General features: G+C 26.7%; 25 protein-coding genes and 2 pseudogenes. 8 read left to right on the top strand and 19 right to left on the bottom strand.

Translation table 11 applies throughout. From position 1 onward, the window contains the following. Nucleotides 1-4: 4 nt before the first annotated feature. Nucleotides 5-772 carry an N-acetylmuramoyl-L-alanine amidase gene (locus tag ACI48P_RS20970; RefSeq protein WP_475219281.1) on the bottom strand — a complete coding sequence of 256 codons (768 nt, stop codon included), beginning with the start codon at nucleotides 770-772 and terminating at the stop codon, nucleotides 5-7. Nucleotides 773-1,100: 328 nt separating this feature from the next. On the opposite strand from ACI48P_RS20970, the gene ACI48P_RS20965 reads away from it, so the two are divergent. Next, nucleotides 1,101-1,172 (top strand): YvrJ family protein, encoded by a 72-nt coding sequence (locus tag ACI48P_RS20965; RefSeq protein WP_475219328.1) that lies wholly within the window; start codon nucleotides 1,101-1,103, stop codon nucleotides 1,170-1,172. A gap of 188 nt (nucleotides 1,173-1,360) precedes the next feature. On the opposite strand, the gene ACI48P_RS20960 is transcribed toward ACI48P_RS20965, so the two are convergent. The 9 genes from ACI48P_RS20960 to ACI48P_RS20920 all read right to left on the bottom strand — a co-directional run bounded on the left by ACI48P_RS20960 (nucleotide 1,361) and on the right by ACI48P_RS20920 (nucleotide 6,707). After that, a complete protein-coding gene (locus tag ACI48P_RS20960; protein ID WP_475219279.1) occupies nucleotides 1,361-1,609 on the bottom strand; it encodes a Mor transcription activator family protein in 249 nt (82 codons plus the stop codon). Between the two features lie 82 nt (nucleotides 1,610-1,691). Next, nucleotides 1,692-2,234: a super-infection exclusion protein B gene (locus ACI48P_RS20955; RefSeq protein WP_475219277.1), complete on the bottom strand. Its 543-nt coding sequence runs from the start codon at nucleotides 2,232-2,234 to the stop codon at nucleotides 1,692-1,694. 62 nt (nucleotides 2,235-2,296) lie between these two features. After that, complete coding sequence (locus ACI48P_RS20950) at nucleotides 2,297-2,695, bottom strand: hypothetical protein (protein ID WP_475219276.1); 399 nt, start codon at nucleotides 2,693-2,695, stop codon at nucleotides 2,297-2,299. A 12-nt stretch (nucleotides 2,696-2,707) separates the two neighbouring features. Further along, the gene (locus ACI48P_RS20945) at nucleotides 2,708-3,031 is read right to left on the bottom strand and encodes a hypothetical protein (RefSeq protein ID WP_475219274.1); all 324 of its coding nucleotides are present in this window, start codon (nucleotides 3,029-3,031) and stop codon (nucleotides 2,708-2,710) included. A gap of 90 nt (nucleotides 3,032-3,121) precedes the next feature. Further along, entirely contained in the window at nucleotides 3,122-4,357 is a 1,236-nt protein-coding gene (locus ACI48P_RS20940) for a hypothetical protein (RefSeq protein ID WP_475219272.1), read from the bottom strand. A gap of 457 nt (nucleotides 4,358-4,814) precedes the next feature. After that, complete coding sequence (locus tag ACI48P_RS20935; RefSeq protein WP_475219270.1) at nucleotides 4,815-5,090, bottom strand: sigma factor-like helix-turn-helix DNA-binding protein; 276 nt, start codon at nucleotides 5,088-5,090, stop codon at nucleotides 4,815-4,817. 13 nt (nucleotides 5,091-5,103) lie between these two features. Next, a complete protein-coding gene (locus ACI48P_RS20930; protein WP_475219269.1) occupies nucleotides 5,104-5,343 on the bottom strand; it encodes a hypothetical protein in 240 nt (79 codons plus the stop codon). A 117-nt stretch (nucleotides 5,344-5,460) separates the two neighbouring features. Continuing rightward, entirely contained in the window at nucleotides 5,461-5,658 is a 198-nt protein-coding gene (locus tag ACI48P_RS20925; protein WP_475219267.1) for a BhlA/UviB family holin-like peptide, read from the bottom strand. Nucleotides 5,659-6,485: 827 nt separating this feature from the next. Then, entirely contained in the window at nucleotides 6,486-6,707 is a 222-nt protein-coding gene (locus ACI48P_RS20920; RefSeq protein WP_475219265.1) for a hypothetical protein, read from the bottom strand. A 126-nt stretch (nucleotides 6,708-6,833) separates the two neighbouring features. Between ACI48P_RS20920 and ACI48P_RS20915 the strand changes: the two genes are divergently transcribed. Further along, the gene (locus ACI48P_RS20915; protein ID WP_475219263.1) at nucleotides 6,834-7,148 is read left to right on the top strand and encodes a hypothetical protein; all 315 of its coding nucleotides are present in this window, start codon (nucleotides 6,834-6,836) and stop codon (nucleotides 7,146-7,148) included. A 175-nt stretch (nucleotides 7,149-7,323) separates the two neighbouring features. Here ACI48P_RS20915 and ACI48P_RS20910 read toward each other — a convergent pair whose 3' ends face one another. Then, nucleotides 7,324-7,530, bottom strand: coding sequence for a recombinase family protein (locus ACI48P_RS20910; protein ID WP_475219326.1), 207 nt, complete (start codon nucleotides 7,528-7,530; stop codon nucleotides 7,324-7,326). Between the two features lie 102 nt (nucleotides 7,531-7,632). Continuing rightward, nucleotides 7,633-8,049 (bottom strand): annotated as a pseudogene (locus ACI48P_RS20905) (recombinase family protein); the annotation flags it as partial. Nucleotides 8,050-8,302: 253 nt separating this feature from the next. Between ACI48P_RS20905 and ACI48P_RS20900 the strand changes: the two are divergent. Then, nucleotides 8,303-8,566 (top strand): annotated as a pseudogene (locus tag ACI48P_RS20900) (ParA family protein); the annotation flags it as partial. 128 nt (nucleotides 8,567-8,694) lie between these two features. Here the strand turns inward: ACI48P_RS20900 and ACI48P_RS20895 are convergent. Continuing rightward, nucleotides 8,695-9,066: a hypothetical protein gene (locus ACI48P_RS20895; RefSeq protein ID WP_475219261.1), complete on the bottom strand. Its 372-nt coding sequence runs from the start codon at nucleotides 9,064-9,066 to the stop codon at nucleotides 8,695-8,697. Nucleotides 9,067-9,223: 157 nt separating this feature from the next. On the opposite strand from ACI48P_RS20895, the gene ACI48P_RS20890 reads away from it, so the two are divergent. Together ACI48P_RS20890 and ACI48P_RS20885 are read left to right on the top strand one after the other, a co-directional pair. Then, the gene (locus ACI48P_RS20890; protein WP_475219259.1) at nucleotides 9,224-9,463 is read left to right on the top strand and encodes a hypothetical protein; all 240 of its coding nucleotides are present in this window, start codon (nucleotides 9,224-9,226) and stop codon (nucleotides 9,461-9,463) included. Nucleotides 9,464-9,738: 275 nt separating this feature from the next. Further along, a complete protein-coding gene (locus tag ACI48P_RS20885) occupies nucleotides 9,739-10,194 on the top strand; it encodes a hypothetical protein (protein WP_475219258.1) in 456 nt (151 codons plus the stop codon). 34 nt (nucleotides 10,195-10,228) lie between these two features. Here ACI48P_RS20885 and ACI48P_RS20880 read toward each other — a convergent pair whose 3' ends face one another. Both ACI48P_RS20880 and ACI48P_RS20875 read right to left on the bottom strand, forming a co-directional pair. Then, a complete protein-coding gene (locus ACI48P_RS20880; RefSeq protein WP_475219256.1) occupies nucleotides 10,229-10,723 on the bottom strand; it encodes a hypothetical protein in 495 nt (164 codons plus the stop codon). 786 nt (nucleotides 10,724-11,509) lie between these two features. After that, complete coding sequence (locus tag ACI48P_RS20875) at nucleotides 11,510-11,797, bottom strand: hypothetical protein (protein WP_475219254.1); 288 nt, start codon at nucleotides 11,795-11,797, stop codon at nucleotides 11,510-11,512. 130 nt (nucleotides 11,798-11,927) lie between these two features. On the opposite strand from ACI48P_RS20875, the gene ACI48P_RS20870 reads away from it, so the two are divergent. The 3 genes from ACI48P_RS20870 to ACI48P_RS20860 all read left to right on the top strand — a co-directional run bounded on the left by ACI48P_RS20870 (nucleotide 11,928) and on the right by ACI48P_RS20860 (nucleotide 13,903). Next, nucleotides 11,928-12,248 carry a hypothetical protein gene (locus ACI48P_RS20870; protein ID WP_475219252.1) on the top strand — a complete coding sequence of 107 codons (321 nt, stop codon included), beginning with the start codon at nucleotides 11,928-11,930 and terminating at the stop codon, nucleotides 12,246-12,248. A 461-nt stretch (nucleotides 12,249-12,709) separates the two neighbouring features. Beyond that, nucleotides 12,710-13,525, top strand: coding sequence for a ParA family protein (locus ACI48P_RS20865; protein ID WP_475219250.1), 816 nt, complete (start codon nucleotides 12,710-12,712; stop codon nucleotides 13,523-13,525). Next, nucleotides 13,526-13,903: a hypothetical protein gene (locus ACI48P_RS20860; RefSeq protein ID WP_475219248.1), complete on the top strand. Its 378-nt coding sequence runs from the start codon at nucleotides 13,526-13,528 to the stop codon at nucleotides 13,901-13,903. Nucleotides 13,904-14,133: 230 nt separating this feature from the next. Here ACI48P_RS20860 and ACI48P_RS20855 read toward each other — a convergent pair whose 3' ends face one another. From ACI48P_RS20855 to ACI48P_RS20840, 4 genes are all read right to left on the bottom strand, one after another. Beyond that, nucleotides 14,134-15,282 (bottom strand): replication initiation protein, encoded by a 1,149-nt coding sequence (locus ACI48P_RS20855; protein WP_475219246.1) that lies wholly within the window; start codon nucleotides 15,280-15,282, stop codon nucleotides 14,134-14,136. Nucleotides 15,283-15,928: 646 nt separating this feature from the next. Next, nucleotides 15,929-17,005, bottom strand: coding sequence for a hypothetical protein (locus ACI48P_RS20850; protein ID WP_475219244.1), 1,077 nt, complete (start codon nucleotides 17,003-17,005; stop codon nucleotides 15,929-15,931). Nucleotides 17,006-17,502: 497 nt separating this feature from the next. Further along, nucleotides 17,503-17,739: a hypothetical protein gene (locus ACI48P_RS20845; protein WP_475219242.1), complete on the bottom strand. Its 237-nt coding sequence runs from the start codon at nucleotides 17,737-17,739 to the stop codon at nucleotides 17,503-17,505. 7 nt (nucleotides 17,740-17,746) lie between these two features. Beyond that, the coding region (locus ACI48P_RS20840; RefSeq protein ID WP_475219240.1) for a recombinase family protein at nucleotides 17,747-18,217 on the bottom strand (471 nt) is incomplete at its 5' end.

Raw genomic sequence — 18,217 nt, 5'->3', positions numbered from 1 at the left:
CCCCTTATAGTAATTTAACATATGGACCATTAATATATCCTATATGGCCTAAATCGTATGTGGAAAACCAATTATGTAGGCAGTAATTAACTGTAATGACTTGACCTTCTTTGAATTTACCAATAATACCTCCATATACACCTCTTTCACTTCTAACATTAAGTCCTGATCCATTAGTATTAACTACTATAGCTTTTCTGTTATAATTTCCATTAGAATATTCAAAACCTGTCCCACTACTTACTGGTGGCTTAACTGGGCTATTATTTAATAATCCATTTATAACTGCAGCTGCAAGCTTTTGGGGATTATATTTGGATACATCAGATTTATTGCTGATAAACAGATACTCGATTAATATTGCCTTAGCCTTTGTTTTACTTAGCCAATATAGATTTTTTCTCTCCTTAACACCACGGTTTTTAAGTCCTAATTTAGTTAATTCATTAAGAATATTATTAGCTATCTGAACTGTTTTCTTATCATTCAAATCATATACTAATATCTCCACTCCATTAGCATCTTCATCATGAAAACAATTCATATGGTGGCTAATTGCTAGGTCCAAATTATAGCTATTTGCCATCTTAACTACGTCATAAAGATAGTCATTGCTCTTATCTGTGGTACAGTTATATACCGTAAGATACTTATTAGCTTGATTAATAAAGTGGCTGTTTACTTGCCTATTACATTCAGATTCTTTTAAAAGTCCTACAGCTCCGCTACCTTGACCTGTTAAAGTATGCCCTGCATTAGTTCCAATTCTCATGAAAATCCCCCCTAGTTTTATATGGTTATACTTTTTACTATTATATTATGTAAACAAAATTCCTTCTTTTTAAATGTGGATATTTTGTTAATAAGTTAGATTTTTTCTCTATTTGGACATGATTTTAGTGTTTTTTTAAAATATAGCATTTTCAACGGTTGTACACTTTCTTCTACATACTATATATGTATTACTTTAGAGGAACCTGAATTTAACCTTATTGTTACGTAACACATGAAACAATAGGAATACTTCTCTAAGTGCCTAAGGGGCTTTCTTAGCAGTTTAAAAGATTATTTGGAATAATATATCAATAGAACTAGATTTAATGCAATTAGGAGCTAATTTCGGCTTTCCTGTAATCGTGACAATGTATCTACTTGTCAGAATAGAAGGGTAACTAGAGAACCTGAGCATTGGAATTAATTCTTTGAACTCAAACATAAATGAGTTGAATAATAAAATGTAAAAAAGCAATACACCCAATATAAAAATTAGGTGTATTGCTTTTTTGATCTAAAAATCTAGAATTTTAATTCTATAAGGTCCTATAATACTGTGTTCATCAACGTTTTGTCAATGGTAGTATTAAGCACTTTTCTTATTTCTGTTTATAATAGCTCTGATGTAGCTTTCAGACATATTATATTTAGCTGCTAATTCTTTATATTCTGATACTATTTCTCTATCTCTAGCTTCTTTATATATCATCTTTTCAGTAGGAAAGTACACAGATGTTCCCCAAAATTCTTCAAATAGCATTTTAGTTATATCTATCCCTATTTTCATTGCTATATTTTCAAATTGTAGAGGTAGGTCACTTATTTTTAAATCCATAAAATATCCTCCTATAAAATTATTTATAAGGGATATTCTACAGATACTTCTATTTTCCTACTAAAAACTCATTTCTTTAAATCTATTCTAAAGAATACGTAAGGTTATTGTTGTCTATTCTTATATTACCTTTTTTTAGATTTTTATTTAAAAATTTTCTAGCATAAGGTTGTAGACTATATGCAAATTCGTCAAAACGACTAACATGCGCAGATAAATAAATTACTTTTTTGCTTTCAAGAGCTGCTTTTCTACCTTCTGAAATATTAATATATCCAGTAGATCTAAATATATTATTAGAGCTATCATAAAATGTTTCTATGATTAAAAACATCTCATCTTCACTCATGTAGTTTTTCATATATTTTATAGCTTTTTTATCATCAGGGAACATTTTATTTAAAATAATAATTTTTAAAATTCTTATAAAATTGAATATGTAATAAGAACTTGTAACTATTAACACTAAACTTATTGTTGTTTTATGAGTGTCCCTAAATTCAAGTACAGCTAATTTTTTTAAAATACCTGTAGGCAATAATATTAAGATTAAAGATGAAAAAAAACAAATTGCAGCTAACTCTTTAATTTTAAACTTACCTATAATCGTATCTATAAAGTTCATATTGCATTTTCTCCCTCAAATATATAGTGTAGATAACAACACAAAATATATTAAAATTTAAATTATCTAACTATATATATCTTTGCTCTCTTATTAGGCTTTTTATCATAATAATTTGTAAAAACTTCTAATTTATCATATAGTTTATCAGCTTTCTCCCTATCAAGGCTATCAACAGAATCAAATAATCCTGATAATATTGGTTGTGTTACAGTTCCACACATATAGCCACTTTCACGACTTGTTCCTTTTCTATAATTATCAGATGTATTTCCTTTATAACCAATAAATTTACTTGGTCCAAATAAATCTAATTTTTCACTATAATACCAATGTGTAAAAAAACTCAACTTAGATATTAATGATTCACTAGTATCTAAATCTTCATTAAATACCTTGATATTTAAAATAACATCTTCAACACTTTCAATTAATGGAAGTTGATTGCTGCTTGAATTCATATATTTCACCTCTTATAAACTTTTCTTATATTTAAAAAAATCCATTACCTCTGCTAATACTTTCTTTTCTTCTTTAATTGGCTTTGCATTAGCTCTTCTCTTTTCAAGTCTTTCCATAAATGCTATTTTAGCTTTAACCATCATTTTTTCATCTATAACAATTCTATCTAAACTCTGCTTGTCCAAATAAGTATGAACTCCATCTCCATCCACATCAGGTAATACATACTCTACATAATCTAACCAAAGTTCTTCATTAGTTAAAGTTCTATTGTAACACTTAAAATAATAAGTAATACTCCCACTAATCTTTAACCAAATATTCTTCTCATCCATAAGAACCTCCTAGCAAAACACTGACTATCTAAATAAAAGCATATCAGGGCTAAAGCCCCCCAATACAAAGAGGACGTTTCAGTTGACATATTAATTAGTTAAAGATTTAAGTAATTTGCTTACTGCTTGTCTACTTATTCCGATTTGGCTTGCTATTTGATTTTGATTTAATCCCTGTTGTTGAAGCTCCTTTATCTTATTTAATCTATCTTGTTTTTCCTGTTCTCTTTTAGTTAATCCATTTTCATTTCTTCTCTTAGCTTTTTTCTTTGCTTTTTGTTCTTCTGCACTTCTTCTATATTTTTCTTTACCAGATATAATTGTTATCAGGTGCTGCTGCTCATCTAATGTTATATCTAGTATTTCAATTAGCTTCGTATTTGTATATTTGTATATTCTATTCTCATAGGCTTTCGTAGCAGATTTAGTATCTTGAATAACCTCATTCTCAGGTAATGGATTTTTGAACATAGCATTTAATTCTAGAGCTCTACTTAAAGCTTCGTCTGCGTCCTCTGTAAAACAAGCAGAGAAATATCTATATAAAAATAAAATAATTTCTCTATGACCTTCTACATCATAATCCCTAAGCTCACAAACCTTTGCTATATCAATAACTCTTGCATGATAAAGACTATATTCAGTAAAAAGGCTAACCATTTTTTTAGGTCTACCCTTTGACCTCTTTTTCACTGAAATCTCTGGTAAATATTCTTCTTGAATTTCTCTTAGTGAATATTCATAATCATGTGCATCGAGTACCTCAACGCATGTACCACTCTTTGAATTTAACGTCCCAACTATTCTTAATACTCTTGTTGGATCAAGTGCATTTGCATCTGCTCCGAATTTTTTTAAAGTATTAAATAGATATCTTTGTACCGCATACCATAAAGGTAATGCCATACTCGGAACCGGCTTTATTAAAATTATATAGTAAAGTCCACGACCACTATCTATTAAATAATTAGGTGCTGGTATTTTACTACCATATAAATCATTTTCTAAAAAATATTTAACAGCTTCTTTTGTATATTTTGAATTATAACAATCTATATCAATATAAATAGCTCTAAGCTCTTTTATATTCTCAATTCTTCTTTGTGGTCTATAAAACGTGTTTTGAGATACATATGCATTGATATCATTTATGATATCTTCTGTTCTCTCAAGTAAATCTTCCCTTTTGTAATGCCATTGACTATAATCTGGAGATTTACTAGCAACAGTTATATATCCTTCACTACTCTTATGTAAATTTGTTAAATGTTTCCTTGATTCATCTATATTAATTTCATAAAGTTCTTGTAATTTAATTGCTTGCATTAAAAAAACTCCCCTCGTTTTTCCGATAATGCACCTTAGAAAGATAAGAGAAGTTATTATATATATATTGTCACTTCTGTAGCCATGTGATAAAATGACTATAGAAAACAAAACTACCTGCATAGATTTTCTATGTTAGTAGAATTATAAATTATATATAAAATCTCTATTAAGATTCTCTTATCTTTTTAGGGTTATTGTTAAAAGTTAGGATTTCTGTTTGGCGACGGGTCTCCTAACTTTTTTATTATCCGATTGGTATAGATAAATTGTAACATAAAATTACTTTTTAGTACATAAAAAGCAATATAGGTCTAAATCCACCAATACCAAAGCGAATATTTTTTGATACACCTACTTTTTAGTGTTAACTCTATCCCATATATACACCACAATAAAATAAAAAAACTATGCTTCTTTACCATCTTTATTCACTTACTTAAATATAAATTGTTTATCACTTAGTCTTAAGGTACTTTTTCTGAATTTTAGATAAGGCTCTTTTATGAGTTTTATTTATAGCCTGTCGCGATACGTTATAATATCTTGCTATTTCGGCTTCATAGTATCCAAGATTATATATTTTATTTATAATATCTTTTTCTAATTCGGTTAAAATATCAATCATATCTTCAAATAAAATAGTACTCCAATTATCATTGTAACCTGCCTCTATATAATTATTGTCTATTTTTATCTCTCTATTAATTCTATCTTTATTTTTCTTATTCAAATAAATATACCTGTTATTCAAAGAAGATAAGTATATAAGATACTATATACTTATCTTCTTTGAAAATATCCTTTTCTATAGGAAGTTTTAGTAATAATAAAAACATAAATTCTATTAGATCATTTTTTATATCTTCATAGCATCCATTTCTTTGATATTTATTTAACAAAGGGTCAAATGCTTCTATAATGTCCACAAACACATTTGGATTATTATTTTTATAGCTATATATCATATTGTAAAACTTACTCATAGGAAATCCCCCTTTTTCTTTATAAAAAAGGTATTCCCATTCAAATGTAAACTAATTATTTTGTAATATTATTTATATTTTTGTATACTTGTGTTGATTTTTATATATACTAGATGTTTATTGTTTCTTTAGAGAATCCTTTATACTAGATATATCTTGCTTTATCTCAGGCAAAAGATTAGTTAAATCTTGCAGTAATTCTTGGTATCTAGCCTCTCTATTACTATTTTCTTTTAATACATATAATAATAAGTATCCAAATAAAACTGCGAATACACCTTGAGAGATAAAAAAATTTACTATCTCTGTATCCATCTGCATCCCCCCCTATACTTATAATAAATAATAATTATGTGTGAGAGTAAACTAATTAATTTAATTCTTATATTTGAAACATATATAAATTATTTTTTGTATATGCTCCTAGGTATGATTTAGTCTAACTACATCTTTTATTTTTAGAGGCAGTATAAATTTAACCTAATTGTATATCATCAGAACAACAATTAAGATTAAATAATTATACATAGTATAAATTCGATAAACTTGATAAATAGCGAATAGCTTAATGGACATAATCTAATAGCGAGGCTACTTGAAGGTTACATGACAAGATATAAATAGATATGTTAAATGCTTAGAGTACTGTATTAAGGATAGGTATACTAATACTTGGATAACTATTTCTATATATGATAAAAAATCCAACTATTGTATCGATGAAATTTTTGATTAATATCACTATATTTTTCCATAAAATTCATTTCTATCATAAGCTCTTCAGCTCAAATATGATAGTTTTTATAATTACTTTATTTTTGAGATTACGTATGTGCTTTAATCTCTATTGGAGAACCAACTTTTTTCTATAATATTGTATCAAATTTTGCTCAATACCAATAAATTAATGTAGGATATGGTTCACCACTCTAGCTCCTTTATTTCTAGTTTTTTTAATCCCTATCTAGTTATAATTTTTAAATCTTCAAATATATATCTACTTAAAAAATTAACATGATCAGTTCATAATGGACTAATAAGTTTAAACTCTTCTCCATTGAACTAATATTCATACTAAGCCTCTTTATAAATTTTCTATACGTATATATAGTTCAAATTAATCAATATCCTTAATAATATATTTAAATATAGATCTCATTATTGTACATATCTATATTAGTTTGTATCTTACTCAACGCTGTTCTATGTATGCTATTTATATTTTTAATTGATAGAGATCTTGTCCTCGAGATGTAGATCATATTATTTTTCTTAATATAAATCTCGTTTACTATATCTTGCTCTAAAGCTGTCAATCCATTTAAGAAACTCATTAATAAATTTAAATCAACCTCATACTCCATTTTTTATACCCTCCCTTTTTATTCATTAAAAGTCCATCGTTGATTATCTTTTATGAACCTTATAAATGAAAATTGACTATTTTTTTTATTTAAAATACCATTTAATTAACAGAAGGAGGTGGGGCTATGTTTAAAGATATAATTACTAGTGGTGGTGCAGCGGGGATAATGCTTATAATAGCAGCGTTTTTGATAAATAATGGTACCTTAAAATTAGGTTATGACAATAGCAAATATGACCTTGTTAAAGTTAAAAAAGTGTCTTTTCTTCATACATTGATACTTGGGTTAATCTTGATCATGGTATCGCTTATAGGAGCTTTAAATACCGACTTACAACGACTAATGACTAATATAAAATATATTTCAATAGGAATAGCACTTATTAGTTATATAGTTAGTATAAAAAAACAAACAAAACTTAATGAAAGTGGTGACTAGTTATTAAATTTTACTTTAGGGACTAAGTTACATATTTAAATAACATTTAAACCCTTAGAATCCAGATAATGTATTCTAAGGGCATTTTCACTAGACACCTTTAAAAGTTATTTTAGTAGTACTTTATTTAATATGAATCCTTATTTACATCTAATATAGACTTATAACATACTAACTACATCTTATTAATTTTATTCCACATATACTTTGATACTATTAGATCTATTTCTATTACAATATTATTCTTTTCTTTTTTACATTGGTACTCAAATGCTCCTATGTAATTTTTATTTTTTAATATATAGTCTACCTTCTGCTTTGAAAATCCATACTTAGCACCTATTTTAGCTAATGGAATCCCCTTATACCTTAATTTAAATATATCTTTAACTATTTTAGATTCTTCTCCATCTATTTCAAATTTACCATCTTTATTTACTTTATCTCCAAACGTAGTCTTTCCACCTACCCACTTATTTTCATTAAGTCTTGCTATTCTTCCATTACGAGTTCTTTTATTTATAATTGCTCTTTCAAACTCTGCAAAGCTACCTTGCATCTGTAGGAACAACATCCCTTGGGGTGTTGACGTGTCAAACATCTCCGTTGCACTTACTAGAGCTACCTCATGCTCCTGTAGCTCATATATCATAGCCAATAAATTATATAAACTTCTATGTATTCTATCATTTTTATAAACCATAATCATATCTATATTATTTTCTTTAATATAGTCCATCATATTGTCATACTCTGGTCTATCAGTTGATTTACCTGATACTGCTTTATCTATAAACATTTTATTTATCACTATATCGTGAAGCTTAGCATACATTCTAATCTTGTCTTCTTGGTACTTAAGCGAAGTATTATCTACTTGCATTACAGTTGATATTCTACAATACCCTACAACTCTTTTTCATAGTATCCTCCAGATGTCAATTTTTGTATTATGCTTTAATAAATAATATCTAAAAATATAGACATATAAATTATTTTTAATTTTTTATTAGAATTATATAATAATTTTTATTTTAAATCTAGTAATAATTTATAATACAATTTATTTTATAAATTATATTATAAAGGGTGTTAATACATTGAAAATAGTAAGTTTTTTCAATATTAAGGGTTGTGTATGAAAAACCACTTTAACAATATTAACAGCTATAAAACTAAGCAAGCAAGGAAAAAAAGTATTAATTATAGACGCTGATACTCAAACAAATTTAACTCAATTTATGTATAAAATAGTACATGATAAGAAAACACTGTTTGAGGCTCTTACTGATGGATCTGGTGCCAAAGAAGTTATAATAACCTCTCCAATGGGTGACTATCCTAACATGGATTTAATTCCTAGTGATTTAAGTTTATCAGTGTTGTCTGAGTTTTTAACAACTAAAACTAATCGTTAAAAAGCTGTATGGAGATGGTTTAAAGGTAACGTAGATGAACTTAAAAATTATGATTATATCTGGGCACACACAAAAAAAGAAGTAACAGATGCTACTTCTTTTTTATTAAAATGACTTTAATTTGAGTTTTAGTATGTTGTTATTCTTATACCTTCATTAAGAGTCCAATCATTGTAGTAGTAGCAAGCACCTTGTTGGCAAGCTTCTATTCTTTTATATTTGAACCCCATAGTTATTTCCACTCCTTTTCTATTTAAAGCTTGTAATATATATCCGTAGAAACCTATCGCTTCACAAGCTATAAAGATTGGAGTGAAAAATTTAGATGCAGTACTTCCTAATGCTGCACTTACTTTTTTTTGTAATAAAGGTTTTATTTTTCCTGCGATTACTCCATGAGCCATACCTGTTACTATACCAACATCTTTTAATTCTTGATTAGATATTCTTATTCTCGCTGTATATGTTTGTCCTATTGATGGATTTGCTGGGAATGCCATATTTATATCTCCTTTTAATAAAAAATTTATGTAAAATATAACTTGATGGCCATCTTGTTTTGTTTTACACTGTATATATAGTCTTTTTTTTTTATAAATGTAAACCATATAAATTAAATAAATAGTATAATTAAACAACTTAAAGGTGGGATGTATTTTGAAAAAGTTTATTCTTAACTTAGTTACGCTATTAGTTATAGTTTGCTTATTATGTGGGATTTATTTTAGTAAGATGGATGTTATATATTTAGGTGTATATCTACACTTTGCACAAGAAGCATATATTTCTTTAGATGAGTACTATGATTCAAAAAAAGTTATAGCTAGGACTATCTATTATCCAGTAATATTTTTAATACTTACAGGTGTTTCAGTATACAGTGCTCTGTTTCTTTAGGTAGGGTAGCGTCGTTTTTGTCTGGAATACGCAATTGCTCAGTCGATAGATGCAAAAACAAGTAAAAGTATGGCATGTAAATATGTCCTTTTTTTATTAAATCCAACTATACTTTAAAAGTTGATTAGTGACTTATCTTATGTATACGAAACTATCTGTTATTGCTCATTTTTTAAGGATTTATATTCTATATATATTTACAATTTATAGCGTATTCGCCTATTTATTTAGTGTAAGATAAAATCTTATAATAAATAATAGATGAATGTTTTTAAATGGCAAAAAATTATACAAAAGTAATAGAGGTAGCTCCAACGGATATAGTCAAAATGATTGACTATCAAAGGTCTCTATATGACAACATATTCAAGAAGAAAGAGACTAATTCTGCAACTATCGAAAATTATATTAAAACATATTCAACTATAACATCAATTGTATCTCTATTGATGATACCAGGATTAGGTGCTACAGCTCTTGGTATTTCAAGTCTTATAACATCATTATTACCAACTGATCCAATGAAAGTAGGTAGTCTTGTTAATGATGGATGTGCCGGTTTGGCTGAAACTAGACTTTTCTTTGATAGATACACACAATTTGATAAGATAAAAGTTAATGTAGGTATACTTGAATACCCAGAACATAGGGGTATATGCTTTGTAACTAGTAAAGTTAATAGTATAATTGCAGCTAAGTATAAAGGTTCTAGTAATTGGACAAATATGTAACTTTGATATATAAAATGAGGAAAGAAGGAGTTTATTAATTCCTTCTTTCCTCATTTTCAATTAATCTATTAATATATTCGTAATCAAATGTATCATTTGTTATTTTATAGTATCCTTCCCTAAAACCATATCTGGTAGATAAAATTTGAATTATGGATAAATCATCTGAAAAAATATTTATAACTATGTCATGCTTAACTGGTGAATTAAATCCTAATAAATATTCACCTTTTATTATATAATGAGACTTTTCTTCTTTTGAAGGTTTTAATTCTAACCCCGATATATATTCATAAATAGAGGTATTTGTAGTTTTACTTCTTGTAACTCCACTAAGTTTACTTCCCTGTTTATTATAAAAGCTTGAATAATCAGGATTATATTCTGTATAAGTTGAATCACTTAATTCTGAAGACTGTCTAGCAATTGGATTATATGACATTTGATAATAAAAGTAGTTCTTATATAAAAGTATACTGAAAAATATTAATGTCAATATACAAACAATTAAATATTTCTTTTTTATCATTTTTAATCTCCTTTCCATGTTATGCACATCATCAGAATAATCTAAAAGTATATTCTTTAATCACTAAAAAATAAAAAGCTACTTTGTGCTGAGAGAATTTTAATTAAATATATTAATATGACGAGATCTTAGATTATAATTTTATACAATTATATAAATTTAATATAATTGTAGTCTACTTTTAGTATATATGAACACTTATTTAAATAAAATTTGACTATTTTTTTATTTTGGCCAACTATTCTTTACATAATCCATCATCTTATCATACCCTGGTATATCAGTTAATTTACCTTATATTGCTTTGTATATAAATATTTTATCTAGCACGATATCGTGAAATTTAGCATACATTCTAATCTTGTCTTCTTGATCCTTAAGCGAAGTATTATCTACTTGCATTACAGTTAATATTCTACAATAGCATGCTACTTTTTTTCGTAGTATCCTCCAGATGTCAATTTTTTTATTATACTTTAGTACCTAATATCTAAAAATACAGACATATAAATTATTTTTAATTTTTTATTAGAATCTTATCATGATTTATATTTTAAATTTAATAATATTTTTTTATATAATTCTTTTTAAAAATCATTTAGAAATTGATATAAGTATATTGAAAATAGCAGATTTCTTCAATATTAAAGGCAGGACTATGAAAAACTACTTTAATAATATTAGTAAACGTAATACTAATAAAGAAATTACATTTTACTTATCATACTTATACTTTACATTACTCTACTATCTGAATTTATAACCTTTTTAATCAACTTATCTGTTCTAATCTTTTTTACATCTATTTAATGATATTGCAAGAATAAAAACAAGTATTATTAAACTAATAGTATACAATGTATTAAGTACTTCTTTTAAATTTGGGTTAATAATAGATATGAAGAAAAATAATACTTTAATTAATCCAAGCACAATTAGATTTAATGAAATAGTATTATTTAATTTCTCAACATCGTATTTTCTAGCATCAGAAGAGCTATTAAATACTTTTTTTTGTTTTATATAAATCCCTCCAATTACAAACATAAAGCCAATTACAAACTCAAATGCCATAAAAATCCCTCCCTTTTAATTAAATAATATTAAATTATAATAAATAAAACAATATTTTTATAGCAGGTTTACAAAATAGACTGAAAAATATCTTTAACTTATAAATAGAAAACTAGGAGGAAATTAAAAAATGCCAAAAATAGGTGAAACTAGAACAAGAGTTGTTTATGGAGAAGCTACCGATATGTATAACCTTGCAAGGTTAGGTTGGTATTCATTGCTAGGCTCATTGGGGGTTGCAGGACTTATACTACCTACTGTAGGAGGTAAATTTGCAGCACTTGTATCCGAAATAATTTCACAAGCTGCTGGATATAAATTATCTGATTATAAAATCAAGTTCACTATACATGAATTGTATGGAGAACATAGAGCCTATGATACAGATCAATGGGTAACGTATAACGGATGGGCACCTACAAGCATACAAAAATCATTTGTAAAAAAATAATATTGTACTATTAATAAAACAGAGGATATTTAAAATTCACTTATCCTCTGTTTTTAAATTTTAAAAAGATAAAAACAGAGAATTCTATCATTTCTATAAACTGTAATCATGTCTATCTTATTTTCTTTTACATCGTCCATTCTCTCCTACACTAGTATCTATGTATTTTTCCTATACTGCTCCATCTATAAATATTCTATATATCACTATATCGTAAAGTTTAGCGTATATTCTAATTTTATCTATCTGCATTACAGTTGATATTCTACAATAGCCTATTGCTCTTTTTTCATAGAACTCTCTATATGTCAATTTTTGTATTATATTTTAGTAGATATTGTCTAAAAATATAGACATATAATTTATATTAGATTTTTTATTAGAATTATATCATAATTTTCATTTTGAATCTAATAATAATTTGTGATATAATTTATTTTATAAATTATATTATAAAGGATGTGAATACATTGAAAATAGTAAGTTTTTTCAATGTTAAAGGTGGTGTAGGAAAAACCACTTTAACAATATTAACAGCCATAAAACTAAGCAAGCAAGGAAAAAAAGTATTAATTATAGACGCTGACACTCAAGCAAATTTAACTCAATTTATGTATAAAATAGTACATGATAAGAAAACAATGTTTGAGGCTCTTACTGATGGATCTAGTGCCAAAGAAGTTATAATCACCTCTCCAATGGGTGACTATCCTAACATGGATTTAATTCCTAGTGATTTGAGTTTATCAGTATTATCTGAGTTTTTAACAACTAAAACTAATCGTGAGAAAGCTGTATGGAGATGGTTTAAAGGTAACATAGATGAGCTTAAAAATTATGATTACATATTTATAGATTTATCACCTTCATATGATCTTATTGCTAGAAACTTTATGCTAGTCTCAGATTCAATAATTACCCCTCTTGAATATCAAGATATTGCAAGTATAAGAGGTTGTGAATTATTCTATCAAAAGTTCAATCAAGATCTTGAAGAGATGGAAATGACAAATGAATCTAAAAGAGCAGTTGTTATAAATTCATATACAAGTAGGAAATTATCTTCAGGAGATATATTTAGTGAGTATTTAGATTCGTTCGATAATATAAAACAAGACTTACTAGAAACTAAAATTAGTGATACTACAATAATAAAAAATGCTATTTTAAGTAAAATGGATATAGATGATTATTTAAGAAAAATAAAAAAAGCTCACAAAATTAGGGACGAGTTTAATGATTTTATAGAAGAGTTAACAAGAAGGGATGTGTTATAAATGGGCTTAGAAAAATTTATAGATGATGCTAATGAAGTAAAAATAACTAAAAAAAGTTATAAAGATAAGGTTGATAATGTAGTAAAAGATACATTTGAAAAAGATATAATAGTATCTTCTGGATTAAATTTATTTGAAATGGAAGAAGAAAAATCTGTAAAGAAAACTCCTATATCTGTCTACTTTAAAGAAGAAGATTTAAATCTTTTAAAGGCCATTTCTCAAGCTAAAAATACTACTGTAAATAAAACTATTATGAATATTTTAGAGACTACGATAGAGACTACTAGGGGTAACTTACCTACTAATTTTGATATAAATAAGAATGCTAAAGAGTATGACAAAAAGAATAAGAACAAAGGTAATAGAAGGAAATAATCAAGAATCAATTTATAAATCTAATTAAGATTTATAAATTGATTCTTTTTTACTTTTTTTCTAAATCATAAATAAATCATAAAACAATTTATCTTATAGTTTATTTATGATTTTCAATATAATTCATTTTGTAATTTTAACTATGATTTTTGTATCAATTTTTAATATAATTTATTTTATAAATTTTAATATAAATAAACACTAATTTATAATTCACTTAAACGTGAATCCTACCAAAACATCTCAATATTTCTTTGATGCTCTATATCCTCTTTTTCTTCAATTTTATACTCCACAATCTTATTATCCAAAGTACCCTTGAAGAACTTGTATGAAGTCGCTTTAATAGTCTCTACATCATCTCTATCAAGAGTTACCATAACAGCATCATCAAAAGCTTTTTCCATATATTTATTCTTAAAATCAACGCCTCTAAAGTCCTTTTTAAAACTTCTTAAAGTTCCTTTAGTAAATAATGTTTCATCATGAACAAAAGGCTCAAAGTCACATTCTATTGATTCATTTATATTCTCACAATCAACACTAAAGTTAGGTATAAAAATAGCCTCTTTTTTATCATCACAAGTAACATCCTCTGTGATAGCAGCAACCTCTTCAATTACTTCACTTGGTGCCTGAATCAAACTATCTTCCTTATTAAAATATTTTCGCTTGTCCAAATCTTTTACAATAAAGTCAATTGAGTCTACTTTTCTACCTACTTTATTTTCTTTTATATTTATCTCAAAATATCCTGTTTCATTAAGCTCTTTTATAGCTGGAAGTATAACACGTCTTTTGAAATCATTGTATTTTCCATATTTATCGTCTAACATCAATAATTCCTTGATATCATCTATCTTATAGCTTATAGTATCTTTTGTTCCACTCCAAAGCCTTAATAAATCATAAAAACGCTGTGCATATGAGTTATTAAGAGATAACCAAATCTGAACATTAATAGGTGTATACCCCATTTTTAAATACTCTTTTAATAAATTATGTATCTTTTCAGATGCTTCAATATTAAACATCCCTAATTCGTCGTCGTACTCATACCCATTTATAAATCCATATGCTCCCCAAATGCTACCTTTTTTATTTTTCTTCTCTTCTCTAAAATATATAGGCTTTTTTCTTAGCTCTTCTAAAACATCTAAAATACCTTTGATAGTATTTTTCCCCTTAAATTTAACTATCTCTTTAAATTCCGAATGACTAATTGAACAAGTTAATATACCATCTGATTTTTTTTGAAGTTTGTATAAAATAGATAAAAATATTCTATTTTCAACTAGACTTAGGCTATATCTAGCTTTTACTAGCATATTATTTTTCATTAATATACGATTATTCTCTAGTTCTTCTATAAGGTTCATATTTACTCTCCCACCCATTACTTAATTATATTTATAGATTACCAAAGGATATTAATTGCGTCAACTTTTTAATCTTTGTCGCTTTTTCTTTCCCTAATCTGTCGTAGTTATTCCCTAATACGTCGCTTTTATTCCCTAATACGTCGTAGTTAAGTCCCTAATTTGTCGTCTTTACTCCCTAATAAGTCGTAATAAATACCTAATTTGTCGCTTTTAAACGTCTTAACATTAGTATTTTCAAGGGGTTAGGGTATGCCTAAATACTATTAAATACTATTAAATACTTTTTTAAATACTAGTAAAGACTAGTAAAGGTATTTTTTCGTTTCTTTTCTGTTCTATTTTTAGACATAAAAAGTAACAACATATCTTTTTATATGTTGCAGGCATGATATGAAATTTAAAAAATGGACTATAAGTAAAACTAATAAGAACACTCATGACTGAATATGGAAAAAGCAAGCTTATTCGTAACATATCCAGTAGAGTACATAACTTACGAAACATTTAAGAATGTCTATATAAGCTTATGAGGGGCTTTTTTAGAAGTTTCAAAGATTATTTTGATTATTGTATTCAAATAGCACTTTAGTTATATCTATCCCCATTTTCATTGCTATATTTTCAAATTGTAGAATCAAGTCATTTATTTTAAATTTAAATAATCTCTTGTTGCTCTATCTAACTCTATTTTATCAAAAATTATGATATCTCCTATTAAAAATCTTTCTATATCATATTTTGCTATTATCTTTTTAATATGTACTAAGTTTATTTTATATAATTCTTTGAATATTCTTTTTACACTTGTCATTGATATATATTTTCTATTTGTATTTTTAACAGTCCCTCCTATAGCAACATCAAACTCTATAAGAGCCTTAATATAAATATCATCTATATAGTCATTATCTACCGGATAAAAAGCCACTCTATCAGCGCCATGCTCCTTACTCTTTGTACCTATATAATTTAATAAATTTGTAGTTCTACCAACAAAACAAACTTTATCATTCTTTCTTAAAAATACTATAAATGTCTTATTATCATCTAAGTTTACATTGATATTAATAACCTCATCTAATATATAAATATTTTTTCCCATATCCATATCCTGGATACATTCTTTGAAAATCATATTAAACTTGTTATTATCAAAATCCTCAAAATTGTAATAACTATTTCTCATTTTATCAAAAGATGTCTCCTCCTTTACTTTTCTCTTTTCAAGTTCTTCAATTCGCCATTCATTTAATTCAGTTTCAGCTCTATTATAATGCTCAATATATTGATTTACACTTGTATCATATAAGTTTTCTATACCAAAAAATTGCATAAGTTTTATAGTATTTGATACTTCCTCTAAATAATTGTTTAAAAAATTTCTATCAAATATATCTCTACTACTATCCCATGATCTACTATATCCTTTAATTCCTTTATCTAATGTTTTATATTGAAAGTTTAATCTTAAATCAGAAAAATCATAGAAATAATTTACTCCTGTATTATTGTATATTTCCATACATCCTACAAATACTTCATAATCTACATCTGATGCTCCCATGCAATTATATAAAATCACTTCATTATCTTTAAAAAACTCTATCATTTTTCCCCTCTCATTTTCTCTGTCAGGGTCTAATAATTCATGGTAAGGAATAGTATAATCTCTTTCCCTATTCCTTTTTTCAATCTTTTCTTTATCTATTGTAAATCTCATATTTTTCTCCTTTACGTATCTATACTAAATATTCCTTAAAATCTTTAAAGCTTAAAAATACTATTCTTTTCCCATGCTTTTGCCTTTGGGAATAAGAACATCCTAAGGAAATCTATCTCTATAACTAAAAACAAAACAGTCCTAAAGTGCCTATAATACTAAGAGAACACTTTTCGGTACACTCATTTTTTAAACCAATTTGTATTTTCTCGAAATTTTACGTTCTAAATCCGAAAGTATCACTTTAAAGTGATATAATATTAGAATAAATTATATACTTACATATATGAATTGTACTCGATTCCCAATGAAAAATGCTGGTGCGCCCACAAATGTTAGCAATAGAAACTCTATTGATTCATTAATAACTTTTGCTTTGTTTAATACAGTATTTTTTTCTTATGCTTGCCAATTAGGGGGGACTGATAATATGATAGCGTGCTTAATCGTAAACTTAATAACAAACTCTATTGCTAACATTGGGGCTTGGGTAGAGTTCATATATATTGAATGTATAACTTTCCTTTGTAGTATGTATTCCCTAACATTGTCTCATTCTTAATCTTAGGTTCTTCTACGTTTATTACTTTACCAGTTCTACCGCTAAAATTAATCATCTCTCCTATTTTAATTACACTTCTTGTTGTATATACTATATCACTTCTCTTAAAATTACAGCTATCAGCAATATCAGAGTATGTATAGTGAATCTCATATATTTTTCTATCATTCATAGCTTAATCAACTCCCTTTATTATTAACTTTATTCCACATATATCTTGATATTATAGGCTCTATATCAATAGATAACTCATTTTTTTCTTTTTTTCCATGATACTCAAATATACCAATATAGTTTTTATTTTTTAATATATAATCTACCTTCTGCTTTGAAAATCCATACTTAGCTCCTATCTTAGCTAATGAAAGCCCCTTAGACCTTAGCTTGAATATATCCTTAACTATTTTAGATTCTTCATCATCCACTTCAAATTGACCATGTTTATTTACTTTATATCCAAATGAAGGCTTACCACCAACCCATTTATTTTCATTTAACCTTGCTATTCTTCCATTTCTAGTTCTTTCATTAATAATGGCTCTTTCAAACTCTGCAAAACTTCCTAGCATCTGTAAGAACAGCATCCCTTGAGGTGTTGATGTATCAAACATTTCTGTAACACTAACTAAAGCTACTTCATATTCCTGCAG

This window comes from Romboutsia sp. LXY-2 (assembly GCF_056171995.1).
The sequence above is the reverse complement of the archived record's forward strand: the minus strand, read 5'-3'. Positions and strand labels throughout refer to the sequence as shown.

What these genes read in the sequence shown, in the direction of transcription:
- ACI48P_RS20880 (WP_475219256.1), bottom strand. Translation starts at nt 10,723, where the DNA reads ATGATAAAAAAGAAATATTTAATTGTTTGTATATTGACATTAATATTT.
- ACI48P_RS20925 (WP_475219267.1), bottom strand. Translation starts at nt 5,658, where the DNA reads ATGGATACAGAGATAGTAAATTTTTTTATCTCTCAAGGTGTATTCGCA.
- ACI48P_RS20915 (WP_475219263.1), top strand. Translation starts at nt 6,834, where the DNA reads ATGTTTAAAGATATAATTACTAGTGGTGGTGCAGCGGGGATAATGCTT.
- ACI48P_RS20950 (WP_475219276.1), bottom strand. Translation starts at nt 2,695, where the DNA reads ATGAATTCAAGCAGCAATCAACTTCCATTAATTGAAAGTGTTGAAGAT.
- ACI48P_RS20845 (WP_475219242.1), bottom strand. Translation starts at nt 17,739, where the DNA reads ATGAATGATAGAAAAATATATGAGATTCACTATACATACTCTGATATT.
- ACI48P_RS20870 (WP_475219252.1), top strand. Translation starts at nt 11,928, where the DNA reads ATGCCAAAAATAGGTGAAACTAGAACAAGAGTTGTTTATGGAGAAGCT.
- ACI48P_RS20920 (WP_475219265.1), bottom strand. Translation starts at nt 6,707, where the DNA reads ATGGAGTATGAGGTTGATTTAAATTTATTAATGAGTTTCTTAAATGGA.
- ACI48P_RS20930 (WP_475219269.1), bottom strand. Translation starts at nt 5,343, where the DNA reads ATGAGTAAGTTTTACAATATGATATATAGCTATAAAAATAATAATCCA.
- ACI48P_RS20850 (WP_475219244.1), bottom strand. Translation starts at nt 17,005, where the DNA reads ATGAGATTTACAATAGATAAAGAAAAGATTGAAAAAAGGAATAGGGAA.
- ACI48P_RS20875 (WP_475219254.1), bottom strand. Translation starts at nt 11,797, where the DNA reads ATGGCATTTGAGTTTGTAATTGGCTTTATGTTTGTAATTGGAGGGATT.
- ACI48P_RS20960 (WP_475219279.1), bottom strand. Translation starts at nt 1,609, where the DNA reads ATGGATTTAAAAATAAGTGACCTACCTCTACAATTTGAAAATATAGCA.
- ACI48P_RS20885 (WP_475219258.1), top strand. Translation starts at nt 9,739, where the DNA reads ATGGCAAAAAATTATACAAAAGTAATAGAGGTAGCTCCAACGGATATA.
- ACI48P_RS20855 (WP_475219246.1), bottom strand. Translation starts at nt 15,282, where the DNA reads ATGAACCTTATAGAAGAACTAGAGAATAATCGTATATTAATGAAAAAT.
- ACI48P_RS20970 (WP_475219281.1), bottom strand. Translation starts at nt 772, where the DNA reads ATGAGAATTGGAACTAATGCAGGGCATACTTTAACAGGTCAAGGTAGC.
- ACI48P_RS20955 (WP_475219277.1), bottom strand. Translation starts at nt 2,234, where the DNA reads ATGAACTTTATAGATACGATTATAGGTAAGTTTAAAATTAAAGAGTTA.
- ACI48P_RS20940 (WP_475219272.1), bottom strand. Translation starts at nt 4,357, where the DNA reads ATGCAAGCAATTAAATTACAAGAACTTTATGAAATTAATATAGATGAA.
- ACI48P_RS20895 (WP_475219261.1), bottom strand. Translation starts at nt 9,066, where the DNA reads ATGGCATTCCCAGCAAATCCATCAATAGGACAAACATATACAGCGAGA.
- ACI48P_RS20945 (WP_475219274.1), bottom strand. Translation starts at nt 3,031, where the DNA reads ATGGATGAGAAGAATATTTGGTTAAAGATTAGTGGGAGTATTACTTAT.
- ACI48P_RS20860 (WP_475219248.1), top strand. Translation starts at nt 13,526, where the DNA reads ATGGGCTTAGAAAAATTTATAGATGATGCTAATGAAGTAAAAATAACT.